34 protein-coding genes are annotated in these 24283 nt (G+C 59.0%); all 34 read right to left on the bottom strand.

Annotation, left to right across the window (positions count from 1 at the left end; all coding sequences use genetic code 11):
• Positions 1–59: 59 nt before the first annotated feature.
• Positions 60–1508, bottom strand: coding sequence for a catalase KatA (gene katA / locus IB261_RS03360; protein ID WP_081517083.1), 1449 nt, complete (start codon positions 1506–1508; stop codon positions 60–62).
• Between the two features lie 272 nt (positions 1509–1780).
• Positions 1781–2170, bottom strand: a complete 390-nt coding sequence (gene rplQ / locus IB261_RS03355) for a 50S ribosomal protein L17 (protein WP_015475338.1) — start codon at positions 2168–2170, stop codon at positions 1781–1783.
• 43 nt (positions 2171–2213) lie between these two features.
• Entirely contained in the window at positions 2214–3215 is a 1002-nt protein-coding gene (locus IB261_RS03350; protein WP_009617182.1) for a DNA-directed RNA polymerase subunit alpha, read from the bottom strand.
• A gap of 22 nt (positions 3216–3237) precedes the next feature.
• Positions 3238–3858: a 30S ribosomal protein S4 gene (rpsD, locus tag IB261_RS03345; RefSeq protein WP_054906702.1), complete on the bottom strand. Its 621-nt coding sequence runs from the start codon at positions 3856–3858 to the stop codon at positions 3238–3240.
• Positions 3859–3874: 16 nt separating this feature from the next.
• Entirely contained in the window at positions 3875–4264 is a 390-nt protein-coding gene (gene rpsK / locus IB261_RS03340) for a 30S ribosomal protein S11 (protein ID WP_003093689.1), read from the bottom strand.
• A gap of 18 nt (positions 4265–4282) precedes the next feature.
• The gene (gene rpsM, locus IB261_RS03335; protein WP_024767079.1) at positions 4283–4639 is read right to left on the bottom strand and encodes a 30S ribosomal protein S13; all 357 of its coding nucleotides are present in this window, start codon (positions 4637–4639) and stop codon (positions 4283–4285) included.
• A gap of 130 nt (positions 4640–4769) precedes the next feature.
• The gene (gene rpmJ / locus IB261_RS03330) at positions 4770–4886 is read right to left on the bottom strand and encodes a 50S ribosomal protein L36 (RefSeq protein WP_014854209.1); all 117 of its coding nucleotides are present in this window, start codon (positions 4884–4886) and stop codon (positions 4770–4772) included.
• Between the two features lie 24 nt (positions 4887–4910).
• Positions 4911–6242 carry a preprotein translocase subunit SecY gene (gene secY / locus IB261_RS03325; RefSeq protein WP_017521895.1) on the bottom strand — a complete coding sequence of 444 codons (1332 nt, stop codon included), beginning with the start codon at positions 6240–6242 and terminating at the stop codon, positions 4911–4913.
• Positions 6243–6677 (bottom strand): 50S ribosomal protein L15, encoded by a 435-nt coding sequence (rplO, locus tag IB261_RS03320; protein ID WP_045215310.1) that lies wholly within the window; start codon positions 6675–6677, stop codon positions 6243–6245.
• 3 nt (positions 6678–6680) lie between these two features.
• Entirely contained in the window at positions 6681–6857 is a 177-nt protein-coding gene (rpmD, locus tag IB261_RS03315; protein ID WP_009617174.1) for a 50S ribosomal protein L30, read from the bottom strand.
• 2 nt (positions 6858–6859) lie between these two features.
• Complete coding sequence (gene rpsE, locus IB261_RS03310) at positions 6860–7360, bottom strand: 30S ribosomal protein S5 (RefSeq protein WP_009617173.1); 501 nt, start codon at positions 7358–7360, stop codon at positions 6860–6862.
• 3 nt (positions 7361–7363) lie between these two features.
• Positions 7364–7714 (bottom strand): 50S ribosomal protein L18, encoded by a 351-nt coding sequence (rplR, locus tag IB261_RS03305; protein ID WP_017521897.1) that lies wholly within the window; start codon positions 7712–7714, stop codon positions 7364–7366.
• Between the two features lie 10 nt (positions 7715–7724).
• Positions 7725–8258 carry a 50S ribosomal protein L6 gene (gene rplF / locus IB261_RS03300; RefSeq protein WP_015475332.1) on the bottom strand — a complete coding sequence of 178 codons (534 nt, stop codon included), beginning with the start codon at positions 8256–8258 and terminating at the stop codon, positions 7725–7727.
• An 11-nt stretch (positions 8259–8269) separates the two neighbouring features.
• Complete coding sequence (gene rpsH / locus IB261_RS03295) at positions 8270–8662, bottom strand: 30S ribosomal protein S8 (protein WP_015475331.1); 393 nt, start codon at positions 8660–8662, stop codon at positions 8270–8272.
• A 188-nt stretch (positions 8663–8850) separates the two neighbouring features.
• Positions 8851–9156: a 30S ribosomal protein S14 gene (gene rpsN, locus IB261_RS03290; protein WP_045215313.1), complete on the bottom strand. Its 306-nt coding sequence runs from the start codon at positions 9154–9156 to the stop codon at positions 8851–8853.
• A 13-nt stretch (positions 9157–9169) separates the two neighbouring features.
• A complete protein-coding gene (rplE, locus tag IB261_RS03285) occupies positions 9170–9709 on the bottom strand; it encodes a 50S ribosomal protein L5 (protein WP_017521899.1) in 540 nt (179 codons plus the stop codon).
• A gap of 19 nt (positions 9710–9728) precedes the next feature.
• Entirely contained in the window at positions 9729–10043 is a 315-nt protein-coding gene (rplX, locus tag IB261_RS03280) for a 50S ribosomal protein L24 (RefSeq protein ID WP_045215317.1), read from the bottom strand.
• 12 nt (positions 10044–10055) lie between these two features.
• A complete protein-coding gene (rplN, locus tag IB261_RS03275; RefSeq protein ID WP_017521901.1) occupies positions 10056–10424 on the bottom strand; it encodes a 50S ribosomal protein L14 in 369 nt (122 codons plus the stop codon).
• 16 nt (positions 10425–10440) lie between these two features.
• Positions 10441–10707, bottom strand: coding sequence for a 30S ribosomal protein S17 (gene rpsQ / locus IB261_RS03270; protein WP_009617165.1), 267 nt, complete (start codon positions 10705–10707; stop codon positions 10441–10443).
• A gap of 2 nt (positions 10708–10709) precedes the next feature.
• Positions 10710–10901: a 50S ribosomal protein L29 gene (rpmC, locus tag IB261_RS03265; protein ID WP_003093720.1), complete on the bottom strand. Its 192-nt coding sequence runs from the start codon at positions 10899–10901 to the stop codon at positions 10710–10712.
• Complete coding sequence (gene rplP / locus IB261_RS03260) at positions 10901–11314, bottom strand: 50S ribosomal protein L16 (protein ID WP_009617163.1); 414 nt, start codon at positions 11312–11314, stop codon at positions 10901–10903. The genes rpmC and rplP overlap by 1 nt, the downstream gene beginning before the upstream one ends.
• Positions 11315–11325: 11 nt before the next feature.
• Positions 11326–12012, bottom strand: a complete 687-nt coding sequence (gene rpsC / locus IB261_RS03255; RefSeq protein ID WP_015475326.1) for a 30S ribosomal protein S3 — start codon at positions 12010–12012, stop codon at positions 11326–11328.
• A 13-nt stretch (positions 12013–12025) separates the two neighbouring features.
• Entirely contained in the window at positions 12026–12358 is a 333-nt protein-coding gene (gene rplV, locus IB261_RS03250) for a 50S ribosomal protein L22 (RefSeq protein ID WP_015475325.1), read from the bottom strand.
• Between the two features lie 12 nt (positions 12359–12370).
• Positions 12371–12646 (bottom strand): 30S ribosomal protein S19, encoded by a 276-nt coding sequence (rpsS, locus tag IB261_RS03245; RefSeq protein WP_017521902.1) that lies wholly within the window; start codon positions 12644–12646, stop codon positions 12371–12373.
• Between the two features lie 16 nt (positions 12647–12662).
• On the bottom strand, positions 12663–13484 hold the full coding sequence (gene rplB, locus IB261_RS03240; protein ID WP_024767388.1) for a 50S ribosomal protein L2: 822 nt from the start codon (positions 13482–13484) through the stop codon (positions 12663–12665).
• 11 nt (positions 13485–13495) lie between these two features.
• A complete protein-coding gene (gene rplW, locus IB261_RS03235) occupies positions 13496–13795 on the bottom strand; it encodes a 50S ribosomal protein L23 (RefSeq protein WP_015475322.1) in 300 nt (99 codons plus the stop codon).
• The gene (gene rplD, locus IB261_RS03230; RefSeq protein WP_017521904.1) at positions 13792–14394 is read right to left on the bottom strand and encodes a 50S ribosomal protein L4; all 603 of its coding nucleotides are present in this window, start codon (positions 14392–14394) and stop codon (positions 13792–13794) included. Before rplD ends, rplW begins: the two co-directional genes overlap by 4 nt.
• A 14-nt stretch (positions 14395–14408) precedes the next feature.
• On the bottom strand, positions 14409–15044 hold the full coding sequence (gene rplC, locus IB261_RS03225; protein ID WP_024767389.1) for a 50S ribosomal protein L3: 636 nt from the start codon (positions 15042–15044) through the stop codon (positions 14409–14411).
• Between the two features lie 82 nt (positions 15045–15126).
• Complete coding sequence (gene rpsJ / locus IB261_RS03220) at positions 15127–15438, bottom strand: 30S ribosomal protein S10 (protein ID WP_003243886.1); 312 nt, start codon at positions 15436–15438, stop codon at positions 15127–15129.
• A gap of 155 nt (positions 15439–15593) precedes the next feature.
• A complete protein-coding gene (tuf, locus tag IB261_RS03215; RefSeq protein WP_054910987.1) occupies positions 15594–16787 on the bottom strand; it encodes an elongation factor Tu in 1194 nt (397 codons plus the stop codon).
• Positions 16788–16815: 28 nt separating this feature from the next.
• On the bottom strand, positions 16816–18951 hold the full coding sequence (gene fusA / locus IB261_RS03210) for an elongation factor G (protein WP_045217356.1): 2136 nt from the start codon (positions 18949–18951) through the stop codon (positions 16816–16818).
• Between the two features lie 30 nt (positions 18952–18981).
• Positions 18982–19452: a 30S ribosomal protein S7 gene (gene rpsG / locus IB261_RS03205; protein WP_015475318.1), complete on the bottom strand. Its 471-nt coding sequence runs from the start codon at positions 19450–19452 to the stop codon at positions 18982–18984.
• An 85-nt stretch (positions 19453–19537) separates the two neighbouring features.
• Positions 19538–19909 carry a 30S ribosomal protein S12 gene (gene rpsL, locus IB261_RS03200; protein ID WP_015475317.1) on the bottom strand — a complete coding sequence of 124 codons (372 nt, stop codon included), beginning with the start codon at positions 19907–19909 and terminating at the stop codon, positions 19538–19540.
• 154 nt (positions 19910–20063) lie between these two features.
• Positions 20064–24263 (bottom strand): DNA-directed RNA polymerase subunit beta', encoded by a 4200-nt coding sequence (rpoC, locus tag IB261_RS03195; protein WP_026078720.1) that lies wholly within the window; start codon positions 24261–24263, stop codon positions 20064–20066.
• Positions 24264–24283: the final 20 nt, after the last annotated feature.

Below are 24283 nucleotides of genomic sequence, written 5' to 3'. Positions count from 1 at the left end.
GCAATGCCCCACAAACGCAACCGCCCTCCGAGGAGGGCGGCTGGTGGAACGGCTTCAGCTTAGTCCAGCTTCAGGCCCAGCGCCTTGGCGACGCCTTCACCGTAGGCCGGATCGATGTTGAAGAACAGAGCGAGCTGACGACGCTGGATAACCTCCGGAACGCCCGCCATGTCACCGGCGATGTTCTCGTACAGGCGCTGCCGCTGGGCTTCGTCGAACAGACGGAACAGCGCTGCCGGCTGGCTGTAGTAATCATCGTCGACGCGGTGGTTCCAGTGATCTGCGCTGCCTTCCAGGGTCAGCGGCGGTTCGGAGTAGTCCGGCTGCTCCTGCCACTGGTTGAAGCTGTTCGGCTCGTAGGTGACGGTCATGTCGCCGTTGTTGCCATCCACGCGCATGGCGCCGTCGCGGTGATAGATGCGCGGGTTGTTGCGCGCAGCGTTCACCGGGATCTGGTGGTGATTCACGCCCAGGCGGTAGCGGTGCGCATCGCCGTAGGAGAACAGGCGGCCCTGGAGCATCCTGTCCGGCGAGAAGCCGATACCGGGGACGATGTTCGCCGGGCTGAAGGCGGACTGTTCGACCTCGGCGAAGTAGTTCGCCGGGTTACGGTTGAGCTCGAAGTAGCCCACCTCGATCAGCGGATAGTCCCCGTGCGGCCAGACCTTGGTCAGGTCGAACGGGTTGTAGCGGTAGCGCGCAGCCTCCTTCTCAGGCATTACCTGCACATACATCTTCCAGCGCGGGAAATCGCCGCGTTCGATGGCGTCGTACAGGTCACGCTGCGAGCTTTCGCGGTCGGCGCCAACCAGCTTGGCGGCTTCCTCGTTGCTCAGGTTCTCGATGCCCTGTTGGGTCTTGAAGTGGAACTTGACCCAGAAGCGCTCGTTGCTGGCGTTGATGAAGCTGAAGGTGTGGCTGCCGAAGCCATGGACGTGACGGTAGCTGCGCGGCAGCCCGCGATCGCTGAAGTCGATGGTCAGCTGGTGCAGGGCTTCGGGCAGGTGCGAGAAGAAGTCCCACTTCAGGGTCGCGTTGCGCAGGTTGGTGCGCGGATCGCGTTTCACCACGTGGTTCAGGTCGGGGAATTTCAGCGGGTCGCGGAAGTAGAAGACCGGGGTGTTGTTGCCCACCAGGTCCCAGTTGCCTTCCTCCGTGTAGAACTTCATGGCGAAGCCGCGGATATCGCGCTCGGCGTCAGCAGCGCCACGCTCACCGGCCACCGTGGAGAAGCGCAGGAACAACGGAGTCTGCTTGCCGACCTCGGAGAACAGCTTGGCGCGGCTGTACCGGGTAATGTCGTGGGTGACGGTGAAGGTGCCGTAGGCAGCAGAGCCCTTGGCATGCATGCGGCGCTCAGGGATCACTTCGCGGTCGAAGTGCGCCAGTTTCTCCAGGAACCAGACGTCCTGCAGCAGCATCGGGCCCCGCGGGCCGGCGGTCTGGACGTTCTGGTTATCGGCGACCGGCGCTCCGGCAGCAGTCGTCAGGCGGGTGTTGTCACTCATCGTTACTCTCCTCAACGGCGGGGTGTTCGAAGACCGGCGGATCACCATGGCAGTGAGCGCGGCCCGACATCCCAATCGGACAATTAAGCGCCTCCACCGGCGTTGCGGCTGTTGATCCAGCTCAGCAAGCAGTAGAAGTCGGCGTCGTTAAGGATCGGTGACAAGGGCATGGATCAGCCAATTTATTGATTCGAGCCGATCGATAGAGAAAAACTTTTCCATAGGCGATAAAAAACCGGGCACAAGGCCCGGTTTCTTATAAGGCGTAAACCTTACTCTGCAGCTTCTACTGCTTGGCCGCCAACAGCGCGGTCAATCAGTTCGACGTATGCCATGGGGGCATTGTCGCCGGCGCGGAAGCCGCACTTCAGGATGCGCAGGTAGCCGCCCGGACGGTTGGCGTAGCGCTTGCCCAGTTCGTTGAACAGCTTGCCTACGGCTTCTTTCGAACGGGTACGGTCGAAAGCGAGACGACGGTTGGCAACGCTATCCACTTTAGCCAGGGTGATCAGCGGCTCGGCAACGCGACGCAGTTCCTTGGCCTTGGGCAGGGTGGTTTTGATCAGTTCGTGTTCGAAGAGCGACACAGCCATGTTCTGGAACATAGCCTTGCGGTGCGCGCTGGTGCGGCTCAGGTGACGACCACTTTTACGATGGCGCATGGTTCAATTCCTTTCCAAACTTTACGTTCGGTAGCTACGACGATCAGGCAGTAGCCTTGTCGTCTTTCTTGAGACTTGCCGGCGGCCAGTTGTCGAGGCGCATACCGAGGGACAGACCGCGAGAGGCCAGAACGTCCTTGATTTCGGTCAGGGACTTCTTACCCAGGTTCGGCGTTTTGAGCAGCTCTACTTCGGTGCGCTGAATCAGGTCACCGATGTAGTAGATGTTCTCTGCCTTCAGGCAGTTGGCCGAACGGACGGTCAGCTCAAGGTCATCGACCGGACGCAGCAGGATCGGATCGATCTCGTCTTCCTGCTCTTCAACAACAGGCTCGCTATCGCCTTTGAGGTCCACGAACGCTGCCAGCTGCTGTTGCAGGATGGTAGCGGCGCGACGGATAGCCTCTTCAGGGTCCAGGGTGCCGTTGGTTTCCAGATCGAGGACCAGCTTGTCCAGGTTGGTACGCTGTTCGACACGGGCGTTTTCGACCACGTAGGCAACACGACGTACGGGGCTGAACGAGGCGTCGAGCTGAAGACGGCCAATGCTGCGGCTTTCGTCTTCATCGCTCGAACGGGCATCAGCCGGCTCGTAGCCACGGCCACGAGCGACTTTCAGCTTCATGTTCAGCGCGCCGTTATCGGCCAGGTGGGCGATAACATGGTCACCGTTGACGATCTCGACATCATGATCCAGCTGAATATCGGCAGCGGTCACCACACCCGAGCCCTTTTTCGCCAGGGTCAGCGTCACTTCGTCACGGCCGTGCAGCTTGATGGCCAGGCCTTTCAGGTTGAGCAGGATCTCGATGACATCTTCCTGCACACCTTCGATGGCGGAGTACTCGTGGAGTACGCCGTCGATCTCGGCCTCGACTACTGCACAGCCAGGCATGGAGGACAACAGGATGCGACGCAGCGCGTTGCCCAGGGTATGGCCGAAACCACGCTCGAGAGGCTCGAGAGTGATCTTGGCGCGGGTTTGGCTGACCACCTGCACATCGATGTGGCGGGGGGTCAGGAACTCATTTACCGAACTCTGCATGGATGCACCTATTTTCTAGCCCTTACTTGGAGTAGAGCTCGACAATCAGGTTTTCGTTGATGTCGGCGGACAGATCGGCACGAGCCGGGACACTTTTGAAGGTGCCAGCTTTCTTGTCGGTGTCCACGTCGACCCACTCAACGCGACCGCGCTGGGCGCACAGGTCCAGAGCTTGGGCGATACGCAGCTGGTTCTTCGATTTCTCGCGAACAGCAACTACGTCACCAGCTTTGACCTGGTAGGACGGTACGTTTACGGTCTGACCGTTGACGCTGATGGTCTTGTGGGACACCAGCTGACGGGATTCGGAACGAGTGGAACCGAAGCCCATACGGTAGACGACGTTGTCCAGACGGCACTCAAGCAGCTGCAGCAGGTTTTCACCCGTGGAGCCCTTGCGGCGGGACGCTTCCTGATAGTAGCCACGGAATTGACGTTCCAGAACGCCGTAGATGCGGCGAACTTTTTGCTTCTCGCGCAGCTGCAGACCGTAGTCGGACAGGCGACCACGACGCTGGCCATGCTGACCGGGAACTTGTTCTGCCTTGCACTTCGAGTCGAGGGCACGAACGCCGCTCTTCAGGAAGAGGTCAGTGCCTTCGCGGCGGGACAGTTTGCACTTGGGACCAATGTAACGAGCCATTTCTCACTGTCTCCTATTACACGCGACGCTTTTTCGGCGGACGGCAGCCGTTATGCGGGATCGGGGTTACGTCGGTGATGCTGGCGATCTTGTAACCGCAGGCATTCAGCGCACGAACAGCCGACTCGCGACCCGGGCCCGGGCCTTTGACGTTTACGTCAAGGTTCTTCAGACCGTATTCCAGAGCAGCCTGGCCGGCACGCTCGGCCGCTACCTGGGCAGCGAACGGGGTGCTCTTACGCGAGCCGCGGAAGCCCGAACCACCGGAGGTAGCCCAGGACAGAGCGTTGCCCTGACGATCAGTGATGGTAACGATGGTGTTGTTGAAGGACGCGTGGATGTGCGCGATCCCGTCGACCACCGTCTTTTTGACTTTCTTGCGAGGACGAGCAGCAGGTTTTGCCATGACTAGATTCCTAAGCGATTACTTGCGGATCGGCTTACGCGGGCCCTTACGGGTGCGCGCGTTGGTCTTGGTGCGCTGACCGCGAACCGGCAGACCACGACGATGACGCAGACCGCGGTAGCAACCGAGGTCCATCAGACGCTTGATGTTCATGTTGATTTCGCGACGCAGGTCACCTTCGGTGGTCAGCTTGGCCACCTCGGTACGCAGCGAATCAATCTGCTCTTCGCTCAGCTCTTTGATCTTTACAGCCGGGCTGATGCCGGTGGCTGCACAGATGCTCTGTGCGGTAGTGCGACCAACACCATAGATGTAGGTCAGCGAGATAACAGTGTGCTTGTTATCCGGAATGTTTACGCCTGCAATACGGGCCATTCAGAAAAACTCCAATTGACAGCTACCCGGCGCCCAGGGAGCCAAGAAAGGGCGCGGATATTAGCGCTGTAAAAACAAATAATCAACCCGGCAGCACACTAGCTGCCGGGTTATAACGCGTGGTTCACACTCAGCCTTGGCGCTGCTTGTGACGCGGCTCCGCGCTGCAGATCACACGAACGACGCCTTCGCGACGGACGATCTTGCAGTTACGGCACAGCTTCTTAACCGATGCACGAACTTTCATCAGTGACTCCTCGAACCTTACGGGTTAGCGCAGCAGACCGCTGCCATAGCCCTTCAGGTTGGCTTTCTTCATGAGGGATTCGTACTGGTGAGAAACGAGGTGCGATTGTACTTGAGCCATAAAGTCCATCACAACCACGACCACGATCAGCAACGAGGTCCCGCCAAGGTAGAACGGTACGTGGGCAGCTACGACCAGGAACTGGGGCAGCAGGCACACAGCCGTCATGTACAGGGCACCGAACATGGTCAAACGGGTCAACACGCCATCGATGTAGCGAGCCGACTGTTCACCCGGACGAATACCCGGAATAAATGCACCGGACTTCTTGAGGTTTTCCGCCACGTCCTTCGGGTTGAACATCAGCGCTGTGTAGAAGAAGCAGAAGAAAACGATCCCTGCACTAAACAGCAGAATGTTCAGCGGCTGACCAGGAGCAATCGCTTGCGCGACGTCCTGCAGCCAACCCAGGCCTTCCGACTGACCGAACCAGGCACCCAGGGATGCCGGGAACAGCAGGATGCTGCTGGCGAAAATCGCGGGGATTACACCCGCCATGTTCACTTTCAGCGGCAGATGGCTCGTCTGGGCGGCAAACACCTTGCGACCTTGCTGGCGCTTGGCGTAATGCACGGCGATACGGCGCTGACCCCGCTCGATGAACACCACGAACGCGATGATTGCCACAGCCAGGAGGCCGATGGCGATCAGGGCGAAGATGTTGATGTCACCTTGACGCGCGGACTCGAAGGACTGACCGATTGCTCGGGGCAGGCCTGCGACGATACCGGAGAAGATCAGCATGGAGATGCCGTTGCCGACACCCCGTTCGGTGATCTGCTCACCCAGCCACATCATGAACAGTGCACCCGCCACGAAGGTGGTGACCGACACGAAGTAGAAGCCGAAGTCGTTGGAGAAGGCCACGCCCTGGCTACCCAGACCAATGGACATGCCAATGGCCTGGACAAGTGCCAGGGCGAGAGTTGCGTAGCGGGTGTACTGGCTGATCTTGCGACGCCCAGACTCACCCTCTTTCTTCAACTGCTCCAGCTGCGGGCTGATAGCGGTCATGAGCTGCATGATGATCGATGCCGAGATGTACGGCATGATCCCCAGTGCAAAGATACTCATGCGCTCCAGCGCGCCGCCGGAAAACATGTTGAAGAGGCTAAGAATGGTCCCCTCGTTCTGCCGGAACAGTGCCGCCAAGCGATCGGGGTTGATGCCCGGGACTGGGATATGCGCGCCGATCCGATAGACGATGATCGCCAGGAACAGGAAACGCAGACGTGCCCAGAGCTCGGACAAACCACCACCGTTGCTCAGCGCAGAGAGAGCACCTTGCTTAGCCATTTAGTCCTCGATTTTGCCGCCAGCTGCTTCGATAGCCGCACGAGCGCCCTTGGTGGCGCCGATGCCTTTCAGGGTGACTGCGCGAGTAACGTCGCCCGACAGCATGACTTTCACACGCTGTACGTTCTGGTTAATCACGTTGGCATCCTTCAGGGACTGCACGGTTACGACATCACCCTCGACCTTGGCCAGTTCGGAAGTGCGCACTTCTGCGCGATCCATGGCTTTCAGCGAGTTGAAGCCGAACTTCGGCAGACGACGGTGCAGCGGTTGCTGACCACCCTCGAAGCCCGGAGCGATGGAGCCACCGGAGCGGGAGGTTTGACCTTTGTGACCACGGCCACCGGTCTTGCCCAGACCGCTACCGATGCCACGGCCCGGACGGTGCTTTTCGCGACGGGCACCCGGCGCGGAACGCAGATCGTTCAGTTGCATGGATTAACCCTCCACACGCAGCAGGTAGTAAGCCTTGTTAATCATGCCGCGGTTTTCAGGAGTGTCCTGAACTTCGACGGTGTGATTAATGCGACGCAGGCCGAGGCCTTTGACGCAAGCCTTGTGATTGGCCAGACGGCCGTTCAGGCTCTTGATCAGGGTAACTTTGACAGTTGCCATGGTTAGAGAATCTCCTCGACGCTCTTGCCACGCTTGGCCGCTACCGACTCAGGGGACTGCATGTTCTTCAGGCCCTTGAAGGTTGCGTAGACCACGTTCACCGGATTGGTGGAGCCGTAGCACTTCGCCAGAACGTTCTGCACACCAGCAACTTCCAGGACAGCGCGCATGGCGCCGCCGGCGATGATGCCGGTACCTTCGGAAGCCGGCTGCATGTACACCTTGGAGGCGCCATGAGCGGACTTGGTCGGGTACTGCAGGGTGGTGCCGTTCAGATCAACCTGGATCATGTTGCGGCGAGCAGCTTCCATTGCCTTCTGGATGGCAGCAGGCACTTCACGCGCCTTGCCACGACCGAAGCCAACACGGCCCTTGCCATCGCCAACCACGGTCAGCGCGGTGAAGGCGAAGATACGGCCACCTTTTACGGTTTTGGCGACGCGGTTCACTTGAACCAGCTTCTCGATGTAGCCTTCGTCGCGCTTTTGATCGTTGTTTGCCATAACTTAGAACTCCAGACCGCCTTCACGAGCGGCATCAGCCAGGGCCTTGATACGACCGTGGTACTTGAAGCCAGAACGGTCGAACGCCACCTGAGTGACGCCGGCAGCCTTGGCGCGTTCCGCGACCAGTTGACCAACTTTCTTGGCTGCGTCGACGTTGCCGGTGGCAGCTTCGCGCAGTTCTTTGTCCAGGGTCGAGGCGCTGGCCAGGACCTTGCCGCCGTCGGCTGCAATGACCTGGGCGTAGATGTGCTGGGAGGAGCGGTACACGCAGAGGCGTACGGCTTCCAGTTCGCGCATCTTCAGGCGAGCCTTGCGAGCGCGGCGCAGACGGGTTTCTTTCTTGACGCTCATTTGCTATGCCCTACTTCTTCTTGGCTTCTTTACGAAGGACGACTTCGTCGGCGTAACGCACGCCCTTGCCTTTGTACGGCTCCGGCGGACGGAAGTCGCGGATTTCCGCGGCAACCTGGCCAACCAGCTGCTTGTCGATACCCTTGATCAGGATGTCGGTCTGGCTGGGGGTTTCCGCGACGATGCCGGCAGGCAGTTCGTAATCAACCGGGTGGGAGAAGCCGAGAGCCAGGGACAGCACTTGGCCTTTGGCCTGCGCTTTGTAACCAACACCAACCAGCTGGAGCTTGCGCTCGAAGCCCTGGCTGACGCCGATTACCATGTTGTTGACCAGAGCGCGGGTGGTACCGGCCATGGCACGGGTCTGCTGGTCGCCGTTACGCGCAGCGAAACGCAGCTCACCGTTGTCCTGAATGACTTCGACGGACGGATGTACTTTCAGCTCGAGAGCGCCTTTGGCACCCTTGATCGAAAGTTCCTGACCAGCCAGCTTGATTTCGACGCCGGCGGGCAGAATGACGGGGTTCTTAGCAACGCGAGACATGCTGATTCCCCTTAGAACACAGTGCAGAGCACTTCGCCACCGACGCCAGCGGCACGGGCAGCACGATCAGTCATCACACCTTTGTTGGTGGAGACAATCGAAACGCCCAGGCCGCCACGAACTTTCGGCAGCTGGTCTACGGATTTGTACTGGCGCAGGCCAGGACGGCTGATTCGCTTCACTTCCTCGATGACAGGCTTGCCTTCGAAGTACTTCAGCTCGATCGACAGCAGAGGCTTGGCCTCGGCGGTGACTTGGAAATCCGCAATATAGCCTTCGTCCTTGAGGACTTTGGCGACTGCCGCTTTCAGCTTGGAAGACGGCATGCTCACGACGGTCTTCTCAGCCATCTGGGCATTACGGATGCGAGTTAGCATGTCTGCTAACGGGTCCTGCATACTCATGGGCTTAATGCTCCTGATACAAAAGATAAGCCTTCAACTTCATAACTCGCCCTCAAAACGCCGGGCGATCTAAACCCGGGCTCGGGGGAGCCGGGTATTCTAGAGATCGCTCAAAAACGAATCAAGCCCCACGAGGGGGCTTGCTTCGCAAAGCGATCAACGGAGCCGTTGCCGACCCCGTCTAGCACTTACCAGCTGGCTTTCACCAGGCCCGGTACGTCACCGCGCATTGCCGCTTCACGCAGCTTGTTACGGCTCAGGCCGAACTTGCGGTAGTAACCGTGCGGACGACCGGTCAGGCGGCAACGGTTACGCAGGCGGCTGGCGCTCGCGTCACGCGGTTGCTTCTGCAGGGCGACCTGGGCATTCCAACGATCTTCAGCCGAAGTGCTCGGATTAGCGATGATCGCTTTCAGCTCGGCACGCTTTTTGGCGTACTTAGCTACCGTTTGCTGACGCTTCAGCTCACGGTTCTTCATGCTCTCTTTAGCCATGGTCCTACTCCAATCAGTTGCGGAACGGGAATTTGAAGGCGCGCAGCAGTGCACGACCCTCATCATCCGAACGCGCGGTGGTGGTCAGAGTGATATCCATACCGCGGAGGGCATCGATCTTGTCGTAATCGATTTCCGGGAAGATGATCTGCTCTTTGACGCCCATGCTGTAGTTGCCACGGCCGTCGAAGGACTTGGCGTTCAGACCGCGGAAGTCACGAACGCGCGGCAGAGAGATCGACAGCAGACGGTCCAGGAACTCGTACATGCGATCGCCACGCAGGGTGACTTTCACGCCGATCGGCCAGCCTTCACGAATCTTGAAACCAGCGATGGACTTACGAGCGTAAGTCACAACCGGCTTCTGACCCGCGATCTTTTCCAGATCAGCTACGGCGCTCTCGATGACTTTCTTGTCGCCGACAGCTTCGCCAAGACCCATGTTCAGGGTGATTTTGGTAACGCGCGGAACTTCCATCACGTTCGCCAGCTGAAGCTCTTGCTTCAGCTTGGGAGCGATTTCCTTCCGATAAATTTCTTTCAATCGTGCCATGGTGATCTACCTAGCTCCCTCAAGCCTGAACCGGTTTCTGGGTCGACTTGAAGACACGAATCTTCTTACCGTCTTCGACTTTGAAACCAACGCGGTCAGCCTTGTTGGTTTCAGCGTTGAAGATGGCGACGTTGGAGACGTGCAGAGGCGCCTCCTTCTCGACGATCCCGCCTTGCTGGTTGAGCATGGGGTTGGGCTTGGTGTGGCGCTTGACCAGGTTCACACCGCCAACGACCAGACGGTCATCAGCCAGAACCTTGATCACTTTGCCACGCTTGCCCTTGTCCTTGCCGGCAATGACGATGACTTCGTCGTCACGACGAATTTTTTGCATGACGGCTACTCCTTACAGCACTTCAGGGGCAAGGGAGACGATCTTCATGAACTTCTCGGTACGAAGTTCACGAGTCACCGGCCCGAAGATACGGGTGCCGATCGGCTCCTGCTTGTTGTTCAGCAGGACGGCGGCGTTGCCGTCGAAGCGAATGATGGAACCGTCGGTACGACGTACGCCGTGCTTGGTGCGAACGACCACGGCAGTCATTACCTGGCCCTTCTTCACCTTGCCACGCGGAATTGCTTCCTTGACGGTGACCTTGATGATGTCGCCAATGCCGGCGTAGCGGCGGTGGGAACCGCCGAGCACCTTGATGCACATTACGCGACGCGCGCCGCTGTTGTCAGCGACTTCGAGCATGGATTGAGTCTGAATCATCTTCTATCTCCGACCCTTAGACTTCAACCGCGCGCTCGACGATGTCAACCAGAGTCCAGGCCTTGGTTTTGGCCAGAGGACGGGTCTCGCGAATGGTGACCAGGTCACCAATGCGGCACTGGTTGGTTTCGTCGTGGGCGTGCAGTTTGGTCGAACGCTTCACGTATTTGCCGTAGATCGGGTGCTTAACGCGGCGCTCGATCAGAACGGTGACGGTCTTGTCCATCTTGTCGCTGACGACGCGGCCAGTCAGCGTACGGACGGTTTTCTGAGCTTCAGCCATGATTACTTACCTGCTTGCTGGTTGAGCACAGTTTTCACGCGAGCGATGTCGCGCTTAACCTGCGAGAGCAGGTGAGACTGCCCCAACTGGCCAGTTGCTTTCTGCATGCGCAGATTGAACTGGTCGCGCAGCAGGCCGAGCAGTTGCTCGTTCAGCTGCTCAACGGATTTTTCACGAAGTTCATTCGCTTTCATCACATCACCGTCCGCTTAACAAAGGAGGTGGCGAGCGGCAGCTTTGCAGCAGCCAGGGCGAATGCCTCACGCGCCAGCTCTTCGGATACACCCTCGATCTCGTACAGGACCTTGCCCGGTTGAATCTGGGCTACCCAGTACTCGACGCCGCCCTTACCTTTACCCATACGTACTTCCAGGGGCTTCTTGGTAACAGGCTTGTCGGGGAATACGCGAATCCAGATCTTGCCGCCACGTTTAACGTGACGGGTCAGCGCACGACGTGCGGACTCGATCTGACGCGCGGTGAGACGGCCGCGGCTGGTTGCCTTGAGGGCGAACTCGCCGAAGCTGACTTTGGAACCGCGATGAGCCAGGCCACGGTTGTGACCGGTCATTTGCTTGCGGAACTTCGTACGCTTAGGTTGCAGCATTTGCGTACTCCTTACTTAGCAGCTTTTTTACGAGGAGCGGGCGCTACAGGCTTCAGCTCTTCCTGGCGGCCACCAATGACCTCGCCTTTGAAGATCCAAACCTTCACACCGATCACACCGTAGGTGGTGTGCGCTTCGTAGGTTGCATAGTCGATGTCGGCACGCAGGGTGTGCAGGGGCACACGACCTTCGCGATACCACTCGGTACGAGCGATTTCAGCACCGCCCAGACGACCGCTTACCTGGATCTTGATGCCTTTGGCACCAATGCGCATGGCGTTCTGTACAGCGCGCTTCATGGCGCGACGGAACATAACGCGACGCTCCAGCTGCTGAGCTACGCTCTGCGCAACCAGCATACCGTCGAGTTCCGGCTTGCGGATCTCTTCGATGTTGATGTGCACCGGCACACCCATTTGCTTGGTCAGGTCCTGACGCAGCTTCTCAACATCTTCACCTTTCTTGCCGATCACGATGCCGGGACGAGCGGTGTGGATGGTGATGCGTGCAGTCTGAGCCGGACGATGGATGTCGATACGGCTTACGGACGCGCTTTTTAGTTTGTCTTGGAGATACTCACGTACCTTCAGGTCGGCGAACAGATAATCGGCGTAAGTGCGCTTATCTGCGTACCAAACGGAGGTGTGCTCCTTGACGATACCCAGGCGGATGCCATTGGGATGTACTTTCTGACCCATCTGATCGACTCCGTTACTTGTCCGCAACCTTGACAGTGATATGGCAAGACCGCTTGACGATGCGATCAGCACGGCCTTTGGCACGCGGCATGATGCGCTTGAGCGAACGACCTTCGTTGACGAAGACGGTGGAGACTTTGAGATCGTCTACATCGGCGCCTTCGTTGTGCTCGGCGTTGGCAACGGCCGACTCCAGCACTTTCTTCATGATCTCGGCGGCTTTCTTGTTGCTGAAAGCCAGGAGGTTGAGCGCATCGCCCACCTTCTTCCCGCGGATCTGGTCGGCGACCAAGCGGGCTTTCTGGGCGGAGATACGAGCGCCCGAGAGCTTAGCGGCTACTTCCATCTTCCTTACCCCTTAACGCTTGGCTTTCTTGTCCGCAGCGTGCCCACGATAAGTGCGGGTAGCAGCGAACTCGCCGAGTTTGTGACCGACCATGTCTTCGTTGACCAGAACCGGCACGTGTTGACGGCCGTTGTGGACAGCGATGGTCAGACCAACCATGTGCGGCATGATCATAGAACGGCGCGACCAGGTCTTGATCGGCTTGCGGTCGTTCTTTTCTACCGCCACTTCGATCTTCTTCAGCAGGTGAAGATCGATAAAAGGACCTTTTTTCAGAGAACGTGGCACTGTCGTATCCCTCTATTTACTTGCGGCGACGGACGATCATGTTGTCGGTACGCTTGTTCGCGCGAGTCTTCTTACCCTTGGTCTGAAGACCCCACGGCGATACCGGATGACGACCAGCAGAGGTACGACCTTCACCACCACCATGCGGGTGGTCGACCGGGTTCATGGCAACACCACGAACGGTCGGGCGAACGCCACGCCAGCGTTTGGCACCGGCTTTACCCAGCGAACGCAGGCTGTGCTCGGAGTTCGAGACTTCACCCAGGGTCGCACGGCAGTCAGCCAGGACTTTACGCATCTCACCGGAACGCAGACGTACGGTTACGTATGCACCTTCACGGGCTACCAGCTGAGCCGAAGCGCCAGCGGAGCGAGCGATCTGAGCGCCTTTGCCAGGCTTCAGTTCGATACCGTGGATGGTGCTACCAACCGGGATGTTGCGCAGCGGCATGTTGTTGCCGGCCTTGATCGGAGCGCCGATACCGGAGATCAGTTGATCGCCAGCCACCACGCCTTTGGGGGCGATGATGTAACGACGCTCGCCGTCCGCGTATTTCAGCAGAGCGATGTGAGCAGTACGGTTCGGATCGTATTCGACGCGCTCAACGATGGCAGGAATGCCATCCTTGTTGCGACGGAAGTCGACCAGACGATAGTGCTGCTTGTGACCACCACCGATATGACGGGTGGTGATGCGACCGTTGTTGTTACGGCCGCCCGACTTGGACTTCTTCTCGAGCAGGGGAGCGAACGGAGCACCTTTGTGCAGGTCCTGGTTCACTACCTTGACGACGAAACGACGACCAGCGGAAGTCGGTTTGCATTTAACGATTGCCATGATGCACCCCTTTACTCAGCGCCAGCTGCGAAATCGAGATCCTGGCCCGGCTGGAGAGCGATGTACGCTTTTTTCCAGTCGTTACGCTTGCCCAGGCCGCGAACGGTACGCTTGGTCTTGCCCTGAACATTCAGGGTGGTGACGCGACGTACTTTCACGCCGAACAGGCTTTCTACGGCCTTCTTGATTTCCAGCTTGGTTGCATCAGTGGCAACCTTGAAAACGAATTGGCTGTTGCCGTCCGCCAGGCCAGTGGCCTTCTCGGAGATATGCGGGCCCAGCAGCACTTTGAATACGCGTTCCTGGTTCATGCCAGCAGCTCCTCGAACTTCTTCACGGCGGACACGGTGACCAGCACCTTGTCGTAGGCGATGAGGCTGACCGGATCGGAAGCCTGGACATCACGTACATCGACGTGGGCCAGGTTGCGAGCTGCCAGGTACAGGTTCTCATCGACGCCTTCGGTGACGATCAGTACATCTTTCAGGCCCAGGCCTTCCAGCTTGCTGACCAGACCTTTGGTCTTCGGTGCGTCGACAGCGAAGTCGGCAACGACAACCAGACGGTCCAGACGAACCAGCTCAGAGAGGATGGAGCGCAGAGCAGCGCGGTACATCTTCTTGTTGAGCTTCTGGGAGTGATCCTGGGGCTTGGCCGCGAAGGTCGCGCCGCCGCCACGCCAGATGGGGCTACGGATGGTGCCAGCACGAGCACGACCAGTGCCCTTCTGACGCCACGGCTTCTTGCCACCACCGGAGACTTCGGAACGAGTTTTCTGAGCCTTGGTGCCCTGACGACCGCCAGCCATGTAGGCGACGACTGCCTGGTGAACCAGGGTCTCGTTGAATTCGCTACCAAAAGTACGCTCGGAAACCTCGATCGCCTGAGCGCCATTTACATTCAGTTGCATCTCAGCTTCCTCTCTTAACCGCGAGCCTTGGCTGCCGGACGCACCAGCACATCACCACCGGTAGCGCCGGGAACGGCACCTTTGACCAGCAGCAGATTGCGCTCTGCATCGACACGCACGACCTCAAGGGATTGAACGGTTACACGCTCAGCACCCATGTGGCCCGACATTTTTTTGCCCTTGAACACTCGACCAGGAGTCTGGCACTGGCCGATGGAACCCGGGACGCGGTGGGAAACGGAGTTACCGTGGGTGTTATCTTGACCACGGAAGTTCCAGCGCTTGATGGTACCGGCAAAGCCTTTACCTTTGGACTCGCCAGTAACGTCTACCAGCTGACCGGCCTGGAACAGGTCGACAGAGATGGAATCGCCTGCCTTGAACTCCTCTTCGCCCAGACGGAATTCCCACACGCCGCGACCGGCGGCGACATTCGCCTTGGCAAAGTGACCGGCCTGCGCCTTGGTCACACGAGAAGCACGACGCTCGCCAGCAGTTACCTGCACAGCGCGATAGCCATCACTTTCTTCGTTTTTGAACTGGGTGACGCGATTCGGCTCGACCTCAATGACCGTGACCGGAATAGAGACACCATCTTCGGTGAAGATGCGGGTCATGCCGCACTTACGACCGACAACACCAATTGTCATCTTTAGAACCTCTTTAGTGTACGGGGCTTTCACCCGCTATGGCCGCCCATTTCAGAGCGTTACACGACCAATGCCGAAGGCATTAGCCGAGGCTGATCTGTACTTCGACGCCAGCAGCAAGGTCGAGCTTCATCAGCGCGTCGACGGTTTTGTCGGTCGGCTGAACGATGTCGAGAACACGCTTGTGGGTACGGATTTCGTACTGGTCACGAGCGTCCTTGTTGACGTGCGGGGAAATCAGCACGGTGTAACGTTCCTTGCGGGTCGGCAGAGGAATCGGACCACGCACCTGAGCCCCAGTACGTTTCGCGGTTTCCACGATTTCCTGGGTAGATTGGTCGATCAGGCGGTGATCAAAAGCCTTCAACCGAATACGGATTTGTTGATTTTGCATTTGACCTCAGACTCCAAGTTGCCATTCCCAACGGACGGACTCCGCCCGTTAAAAGGAGGCGCAATTGTACGGATGCGTCTGGGGGGTGTCAATATTTAACCAACTCAACGAAAAAGGGACCCCGAAGGGTCCCTTTTCCTGGAGCGGATCAGCGATTACTCGATGATCTTGGCAACCACGCCGGCGCCAACGGTACGGCCGCCTTCGCGAATTGCGAAGCGCAGGCCATCTTCCATGGCGATCGGGGCGATCAGGGTGACAACCATTTTCACGTTGTCGCCCGGCATTACCATCTCAACGCCTTCCGGCAGTTCGCAGTTGCCGGTTACGTCGGTGGTGCGGAAGTAGAACTGCGGGCGGTAGCCTTTGAAGAACGGGGTGTGACGACCACCTTCTTCCTTGGACAGCACGTACACTTCGCACTCGAACTTGGTGTGCGGCTTGATGGTGCCCGGCTTGGCCAGAACCTGGCCACGCTCTACGTCTTCACGCTTGGTGCCACGCAGCAGAACGCCGACGTTCTCACCAGCACGACCTTCGTCGAGCAGCTTGCGGAACATTTCAACGCCGGTGCAGGTAGTCTTGGTGGTCGCCTTGATGCCGACGATTTCCACTTCTTCCTGGATCTTGACGATGCCACGCTCAACACGGCCAGTTACCACGGTGCCACGACCGGAGATCGAGAATACGTCTTCGATCGGCATCAGGAACGGCTTGTCGATGGCGCGCTCGGGCTCAGGGATGTACGAGTCCAGGGTTTCTACCAGCTTGCGCACAGCGGAAACGCCCATCTCGTTGTCGTCCTGGCCGTTCAGAGCCATCAGAGCGGAACCGATAACGATCGGGGTGTCGTCGCCCGGGAAGTCGTAGGTGTTCAGCAGATCGCGAACTTCCATTTCGACCAGTTCCAGCAGCTCGGCGTCGTCAACCATGTCGGCCTTGTTCAGGAACACGACGATGTAAGGAACACCTACCTGACGGGACAGCAGGATGTGCTCGCGGGTCTGCGGCATGGGGCCGTCAGCAGCGGAGCAAACCAGGATCGCGCCGTCCATCTGGGCAGCACCGGTGATCATGTTCTTCACGTAGTCGGCGTGGCCCGGGCAGTCTACGTGAGCGTAGTGGCGTACCGGCGAGTCATATTCAACGTGAGAGGTGTTGATGGTGATACCACGAGCCTTCTCTTCCGGCGCGTTGTCGATCTGGTCGAAAGCGCGAGCGGAGCCACCCCAAGTCTCGGAGCAGACCTTGGTCAGAGCAGCGGTCAGAGTGGTTTTGCCGTGGTCAACGTGACCGATGGTGCCGACGTTGACGTGCGGTTTGTTACGTTCAAATTTTTCTTTAGCCACGAGAGTAACCTCTACTAAAAGAGCTGAATCAAGCTTGTTTTTTGGCCAGAGCTTCGACGACGTTCGCCGGAGCTTCAGCGTACTTGGAGAATTCCATGGAGTAGCTAGCGCGACCCTGGGACATGGAACGCACGTCGGTTGCGTAACCGAACATCTCGCCCAGCGGAACCTCGGCACGGATAACCTTACCGGAAACCGAGTCTTCCATCCCCTGAATCAGACCACGACGACGGTTCAGGTCACCCATCACGTCACCCATGTAGTCCTCAGGAGTCACCACTTCCACCTTCATGATCGGCTCCAGAACCTTGCCGCCGCCCTTCTGGGCCAGCTGCTTGGTCGCCATGGAAGCAGCGATCTTGAACGCCATCTCGTTGGAGTCGACGTCGTGGTAGGAACCATCGAAGACGGTCGCCTTCAGGCCGATCAGCGGATAGCCGGCAACAACGCCGTTCTTCATCTGCTCTTCGATGCCCTTCTGGATGGCCGGGATGTATTCCTTCGGAACCACACCGCCCACGACTTCGTTGGTGAAGACCAGGCCTTCAGTGATGTTGCCCTTGTCGTCCACGTCCGGAGTCGAGAAGCGAATCCAGCAGTGACCGAACTGACCACGACCACCGGACTGACGAACGAACTTGCCTTCGATCTCGATGTTGTCCTTCGAGATGGTTTCGCGGTACGAAACCTGCGGCTTGCCGATGTTCGCCTCAACGCCGAATTCACGCTTCATGCGGTCGACGAGGATGTCCAGGTGCAGCTCACCCATACCGGAGATGATGGTCTGGCCGGTTTCTTCGTCGGTCTTGACGCGGAACGACGGGTCTTCCTGAGCCAGCTTGCCGAGGGCAATGCCCATCTTCTCCTGGTCAGCCTTGGTCTTCGGCTCAACAGCTACCGAGATTACCGGCTCCGGGAAGTCCATACGCTCGAGGATGATCGGCTTCTCGATATCGCACAGGGTGTCACCGGTGGTGACGTCCTTCATGCCAATCAGAGCAGCGATGTCGCCAGCGCGCACTTCTTTGATCTCGTCACGCTGGTTCGCGTGCATCTGCACCATACGACCAACGCGCTCTTTCTTGCCTTTCACGGAGTTGATAACGGAGTTACCAGACTCCAGAACGCCCGAGTAGACGCGAACGAAGGTCAGAGTACCTACGAACGGGTCGGTGGCGATCTTGAATGCCAGAGCCGAGAACGGAGCATTGTCGTCGGCAGGACGATCGTCCTTCGGAGCTTCGTCGCCGTCGTCGATGTGATCCGGGTGGATACCCTGGATAGCAGGGATCTCGGTCGGAGCAGGCAGGAAGTCGATCACGGCGTCGAGAACCAGGGGCACACCCTTGTTCTTGAACGAGGAGCCGCAGACAGCCGGTACGATTTCGCAGGCGATGGTACGCAGACGCAGGCCAGCCTTGATCTCTTCGATCGACAGCTCACCCTCTTCCAGGTACTTGTTCATCAGCTCTTCGTTGGCTTCGGCAGCAGCTTCGACCATGTTGTTGCGCCACTCGGTGGCCAGCTCGACCATATCGGCAGGAATTTCTTCCTCGCGATAGGAAGTGCCCTTGTCGTCTTCGTTCCAGTAGATGGCCTTCATCTTCAGCAGGTCAACCTGACCCTGGAAGTCATCTTCTGCACCGATGGCCAGCTGAACCGGAACCGGGGTGTGACCCAGGCGGTTCTTGATCTGACCGACGACGCGCAGGAAGTTGGCGCCGGCGCGGTCCATCTTGTTCACGTAAACGATACGCGGAACGCCGTACTTGTTGGCTTGACGCCATACGGTTTCGGACTGCGGCTCAACGCCGGAGGTGCCGCAGAACACAACGACAGCGCCGTCCAGTACGCGCAGGGAGCGCTCAACTTCAATGGTGAAGTCTACGTGGCCGGGGGTGTCGATGACGTTTACGCGGTACTTGTCGTACTGGCCGCGCGAACCTTCCCAGAAGGTGGTGATCGCAGCGGAGGTGATGGTAATACCACGCTCCTGCTCCTGCACCATCCAGTCGGTAGTGGCAGCGCCGTCATGCACCTCACCCATCTTGTGGCTGAGACCTGTGTAGAACAGGATCCGCTCGGTGGTGGTGGTCTTGCCCGCGTCAACGTGGGCACAGATACCAATGTTCCGGTAGCGGTTGATTGCTGTGTTACGAGCCATAAAGCCCTCGCAGAAGTAGTGTTGCCGTAATTAGAAGCGGTAGTGCGAGAACGCTTTGTTGGCCTCGGCCATACGGTGTACGTCTTCACGCTTCTTGACAGCGGCGCCTTTACCTTCAGCGGCGTCCATCAGTTCGCCAGCGAGACGCAGAGCCATGGACTTCTCGCCACGCTTGCGGGCGAAGTCCACCAGCCAGCGCATGGCCAGTGCATTACGACGGGACGGACGTACTTCGACCGGAACCTGGTAGGTAGCACCGCCTACACGGCGGGACTTCACTTCGACCAGCGGAGCGATGGCGTCGAGTGCTTTTTCGAAGAGTTCCAGGGGGTCGCCTTTACCGCGCTCTTTGACCTTGTCCAGAGCACCGTAAACGATACGCTCGGCAACGGCTTTCTTGCCGCTTTCCATCACGTGGTTCATGAACTTCGCCAGAATCTGGCTTCCGTATTTAGGATCGGCCAGGATCTCACGTTTGGCCGCTACACGACGTCTTGGCATTGATAAGCCCTCAAACGGTCTTCAGGTAATCCGGGACTTGATGCCCGACCTTACTCTTATCGACTCAGCAAATAGGAAAACAAAATTACTTCGGACGCTTCGCGCCGTACTTCGAACGACCCTGCTTACGGTCTTTAACGCCGGAGGTATCCAGCGAACCGCGCACGGTGTGGTAGCGAACACCCGGAAGGTCCTTTACACGACCGCCACGGATCAGCACTACGCTGTGCTCCTGCAGGTTGTGACCTTCACCACCGATGTACGAGGAAACCTCGAAACCGTTGGTCAGACGAACACGGCACACTTTACGCAGTGCGGAGTTCGGCTTCTTCGGGGTGGTGGTGTATACGCGGGTGCATACGCCGCGACGCTGAGGGCAGTTCTGCAGGGCAGGAACGCCGCTCTTGTCTACCAGGCGCTTGCGCGGTTTGCGCACCAGCTGGTTGATAGTTGCCATCTATAGCTCCACTGATTGTCTTACGACACTTAAAAACGAAAATGGGCAGAGCACGCGCCCTGCCAATTTTCGGGGTACAAGATACTAAAGAGCTTACGGAAGCCAGTCAAGACAAAGCCCCGGTTGTCAAGACAACCGGGGCTTCGTTTGAGGCTTAGTTACCGCTCAGATTGAGCGCTTCGGCCAGTGCTGCTTCGGCCTCGCTCGCGCTCACGCGCTGCGGCTTGCCGAGTTCGCGCTGACGCTTGCGCTCGCTGTGGTAGGCCAGACCGGTACCCGCCGGGATCAGACGACCCACGACCACGTTCTCCTTCAGGCCGCGCAGGAAGTCGCGCTTGCCGGTGACCGCCGCCTCGGTGAGGACGCGGGTGGTCTCCTGGAAGGATGCCGCCGAGATGAACGACTCGGTGGACAGCGAGGCCTTGGTGATACCCAGCAGAACGCGCTCGTACTTGGCCGGGAACTTGTCCTGGGTGCCCAGTACTTCGTTCTCTTCCAGCACGTGAACCAGTTCGACCTGGTCGCCCTTGATGAAGGACGAATCGCCCGACTCGGCCACTTCGACCTTGCGCAGCATCTGACGCAGGATGGTCTCGATGTGCTTGTCGTTGATCTTCACGCCCTGCAGACGGTAAACGTCCTGGATCTCGTTGACGATGTACTTGGCCAGCGAGCTGACACCCAGCAGACGGAGGATGTCGTGCGGGTTGCTCGGGCCGTCGGAGATCACTTCACCGCGGCTTACCTGTTCACCTTCGAACACGTTCAGGTGACGCCACTTCGGAATCAGCTCCTCGTACGGATCGCTACCGTCGGTGGGAGTGATCACCAGGCGACGCTTGCCCTTGGTTTCCTTGCCGAAGGAAATGGTGCCGCTGATTTCCGCCAGGATCGAAGGCTCTTTCGGACGACGAGCTTCGAACAGGTCGGCAACGCGCGGCAGACCACCGGTGATGTCGCGGGTCTTCGAGGTTTCCTGCGGGATACGCGCGATAACGTCACCGATACGCACTTTCGCGCCATCGTTGAGGTTGACCAGGGCGTTCGCCGGCAGGAAGTACTGGGCCGGTACGTCGGTACCCGGCAGCAGCAGATCCTTGCCTGCGGCGTCGATCAGCTTCACAGCCGGACGAATGTCCTTGCCGGCAGCCGGACGATCCTTCGGATCCATCACTTCAATGTTGGTCAGACCGGTCAGTTCGTCGGTCTGGCGCTTGATGGTGATGCCCTCTTCCATGCCCACGAAGGCCACGGTGCCGTCCATCTCGGTGACGATCGGGTGGGTGTGCGGGTCCCACTTGGCGACGATGGCGCCCGGGTCGACCTTGTCACCTTCCTTCACGGAAATCACCGCACCGTACGGCAGCTTGTAGCGCTCGCGCTCACGACCGAAGTCGTCGGCTACCGCCAGCTCACCGGAACGGGAAACCGCTACCAGGGCGCCGTCGGCACGCTCTACGTGCTTCAGGTTGTGCAGGCGAATGGTGCCGCCGTTCTTGACCTGTACGTTGTCCACCGCGGAAGTACGGCTGGCCGCACCACCGATGTGGAAGGTACGCATGGTCAGCTGGGTACCCGGCTCACCGATCGACTGGGCAGCGATAACGCCGACAGCCTCACCGATGTTCACGCGGTGACCACGGGCCAGATCGCGGCCGTAGCACATGGCGCAGATGCCGTGACGGGTTTCGCAGGTGATCGGCGAACGCACAACGACTTCGTCGACGCTCATCTGCTCGAGGAAATCGACCCACTTCTCGTCGATCAGAGTACCGGCTTCGACGATCACGTCGTCGCTGCCCGGCTTGAACACGTCGCGAGCCATTACGCGGCCGAGTACACGCTCACCCAGCGGCTCTACCACGTCGCCGCCTTCGATGTGCGGGGACATGACCAGGCCATGCTCGGTGCCGCAGTCGATCTCGGTCACGACCAGGTCCTGGGCCACGTCGACGAGACGACGGGTCAGGTAACCGGAGTTCGCGGTCTTCAGTGCGGTATCCGCCAGACCTTTACGAGCACCGTGAGTGGAGATGAAGTACTGGAGTACGTTCAGGCCTTCACGGAAGTTCGCGGTGATCGGGGTCTCGATGATGGAGCCGTCCGGCTTGGCCATCAGGCCACGCATACCGGCCAGCTGACGGATCTGGGCCGCGGAACCCCGCGCACCGGAGTCCGCCATCATGTACATGGAGTTGAAGGACTCCTGGTCGACCTGCTTGCCTTCGCGATCGGTCACCTTCTCTTTCGAGAGGTTGGCCATCATCGCTTTGGACACTTCGTCGTTGGCCTTGGACCAGAGGTCGATCACCTTGTTGTACTTCTCGCCCTGGGTTACCAGGCCGGAGGCGTACTGGCTTTCGATCTCCTTCACTTCCTCGGTGGCGGCATCAATGATGCGGGCCTTTTCGTCCGGGATGACGAAGTCGTTCACGCCGATCGACACACCGGAGATGGTCGAGTAGGCGAAGCCGGTGTACATCAGTTGGTCAGCGAAGATGACGGTGTCCTTCAGACCCACCACGCGGTAGCAGTGGTTGATCAGCTTGGAGATCGCCTTCTTCTTCATCGACTGGTTGACCACGTCGAAGGGCAGGCCGGCCGGGACAACCTGGAACAGCAGCGCACGGCCGACAGTGGAGTCGACGATACGGGTGTTGGCGGTCAGGGAGCCGTCTTCGTTCTTGATCTTCTCGTTGATGCGCACTTTTACGCGGGCGTGCAGGGACACCTGGCCGCTGCGGTACGCGCGGTCAACCTCCTGCAGGTCTGCGAAAGCCATGCCCTCGCCCTTCGCGTTGATCGCTTCACGGGTCATGTAGTACAGACCCATTACCACGTCCTGCGACGGAACGATGATCGGCTCGCCGTTGGCGGGCGACAGAATGTTGTTGGTGGACATCATCAGCGCGCGCGCTTCCAGCTGAGCCTCGAGGGTCAGCGGAACGTGCACGGCCATCTGGTCACCGTCGAAGTCGGCGTTGTACGCGGCGCAGACCAGCGGGTGCAGCTGGATGGCTTTACCTTCGATCAGTACCGGCTCGAACGCCTGGATGCCCAGACGGTGCAGGGTCGGCGCACGGTTCAGCAGTACGGGGTGTTCGCGGATGACTTCAGCGAGAACGTCCCACACTTCCGGCAGCTCGCGCTCGACCATCTTCTTGGCAGCCTTGATGGTGGTGGCCATGCCACGACCTTCCAGCTTGCCGAAGATGAACGGCTTGAACAGCTCCAGGGCCATCTTCTTCGGCAGACCGCACTGGTGCAGACGCAGGGTCGGGCCTACGGTAATTACCGAACGACCGGAGTAGTCCACGCGCTTGCCGAGCAGGTTCTGACGGAAGCGACCCTGCTTGCCCTTGATCATGTCGGCCAGGGACTTCAGCGGGCGCTTGTTCGAGCCGGTGATGGCACGGCCGCGGCGGCCGTTGTCCAGCAGGGCGTCGACGGCTTCCTGCAGCATGCGCTTTTCGTTGCGCACGATGATGTCGGGAGCTGCCAGATCGAGCAGGCGCTTCAGACGGTTGTTACGGTTGATCACGCGGCGATACAGATCGTTCAGATCCGAAGTCGCGAAGCGGCCGCCATCCAGCGGAACCAGCGGACGCAGGTCCGGCGGCAGCACCGGCAGGACGGTCAGCACCATCCACTCGGGATGGTTGCCGGAGCCCTGGAAGGCTTCCATCAGCTTCAGGCGCTTGGACAGCTTCTTGATCTTGGTTTCCGAGTTGGTCTGCGGAATCTCTTCGCGCAGGCGGCCAATCTCGTGCTCCAGATCGATAGCGTTGAGCAGCTCGCGAACGGCTTCCGCACCCATGCGGGCGTCGAAGTCATCACCGAACTCTTCGAGGGCTTCGAAGTACTGCTCGTCGTTCAGCAGCTGACCCTTCTCGAGGGTGGTCATGCCCGGATCAATCACCACGTAGCTCTCGAAATAGAGCACGCGCTCGATGTCACGCAGGGTCATGTCCAGCAGCAGGCCGATACGGGACGGCAGGGACTTCAGGAACCAGATGTGGGCGACCGGCGAGGCCAGCTCGATGTGGCCCATGCGCTCGCGGCGCACCTTGGCCAGAGCGACTTCCACGCCGCACTTCTCGCAGATCACACCGCGGTGCTTCAGGCGCTTGTACTTACCGCACAGGCACTCGTAGTCCTTCACCGGGCCAAAGATCTTGGCGCAGAACAGGCCATCGCGCTCCGGCTTGAAGGTACGGTAGTTGATGGTCTCCGGCTTCTTGACTTCGCCGAAGGACCAGGAACGAATCATCTCGGGCGAGGCCAGGCCAATACGGATGGCATCGAACTCTTCGATCTGACCCTGGTTTTTCAACAGATTAAGCAAGTCTTTCAAGGCCTTTCCTCCTCACGGAC

Source organism: Pseudomonas sp. PDM20 (assembly GCF_014852575.3).
Classification (GTDB): domain Bacteria; phylum Pseudomonadota; class Gammaproteobacteria; order Pseudomonadales; family Pseudomonadaceae; genus Pseudomonas.
This window is presented reverse-complemented; position numbering and strand designations above follow the sequence as displayed.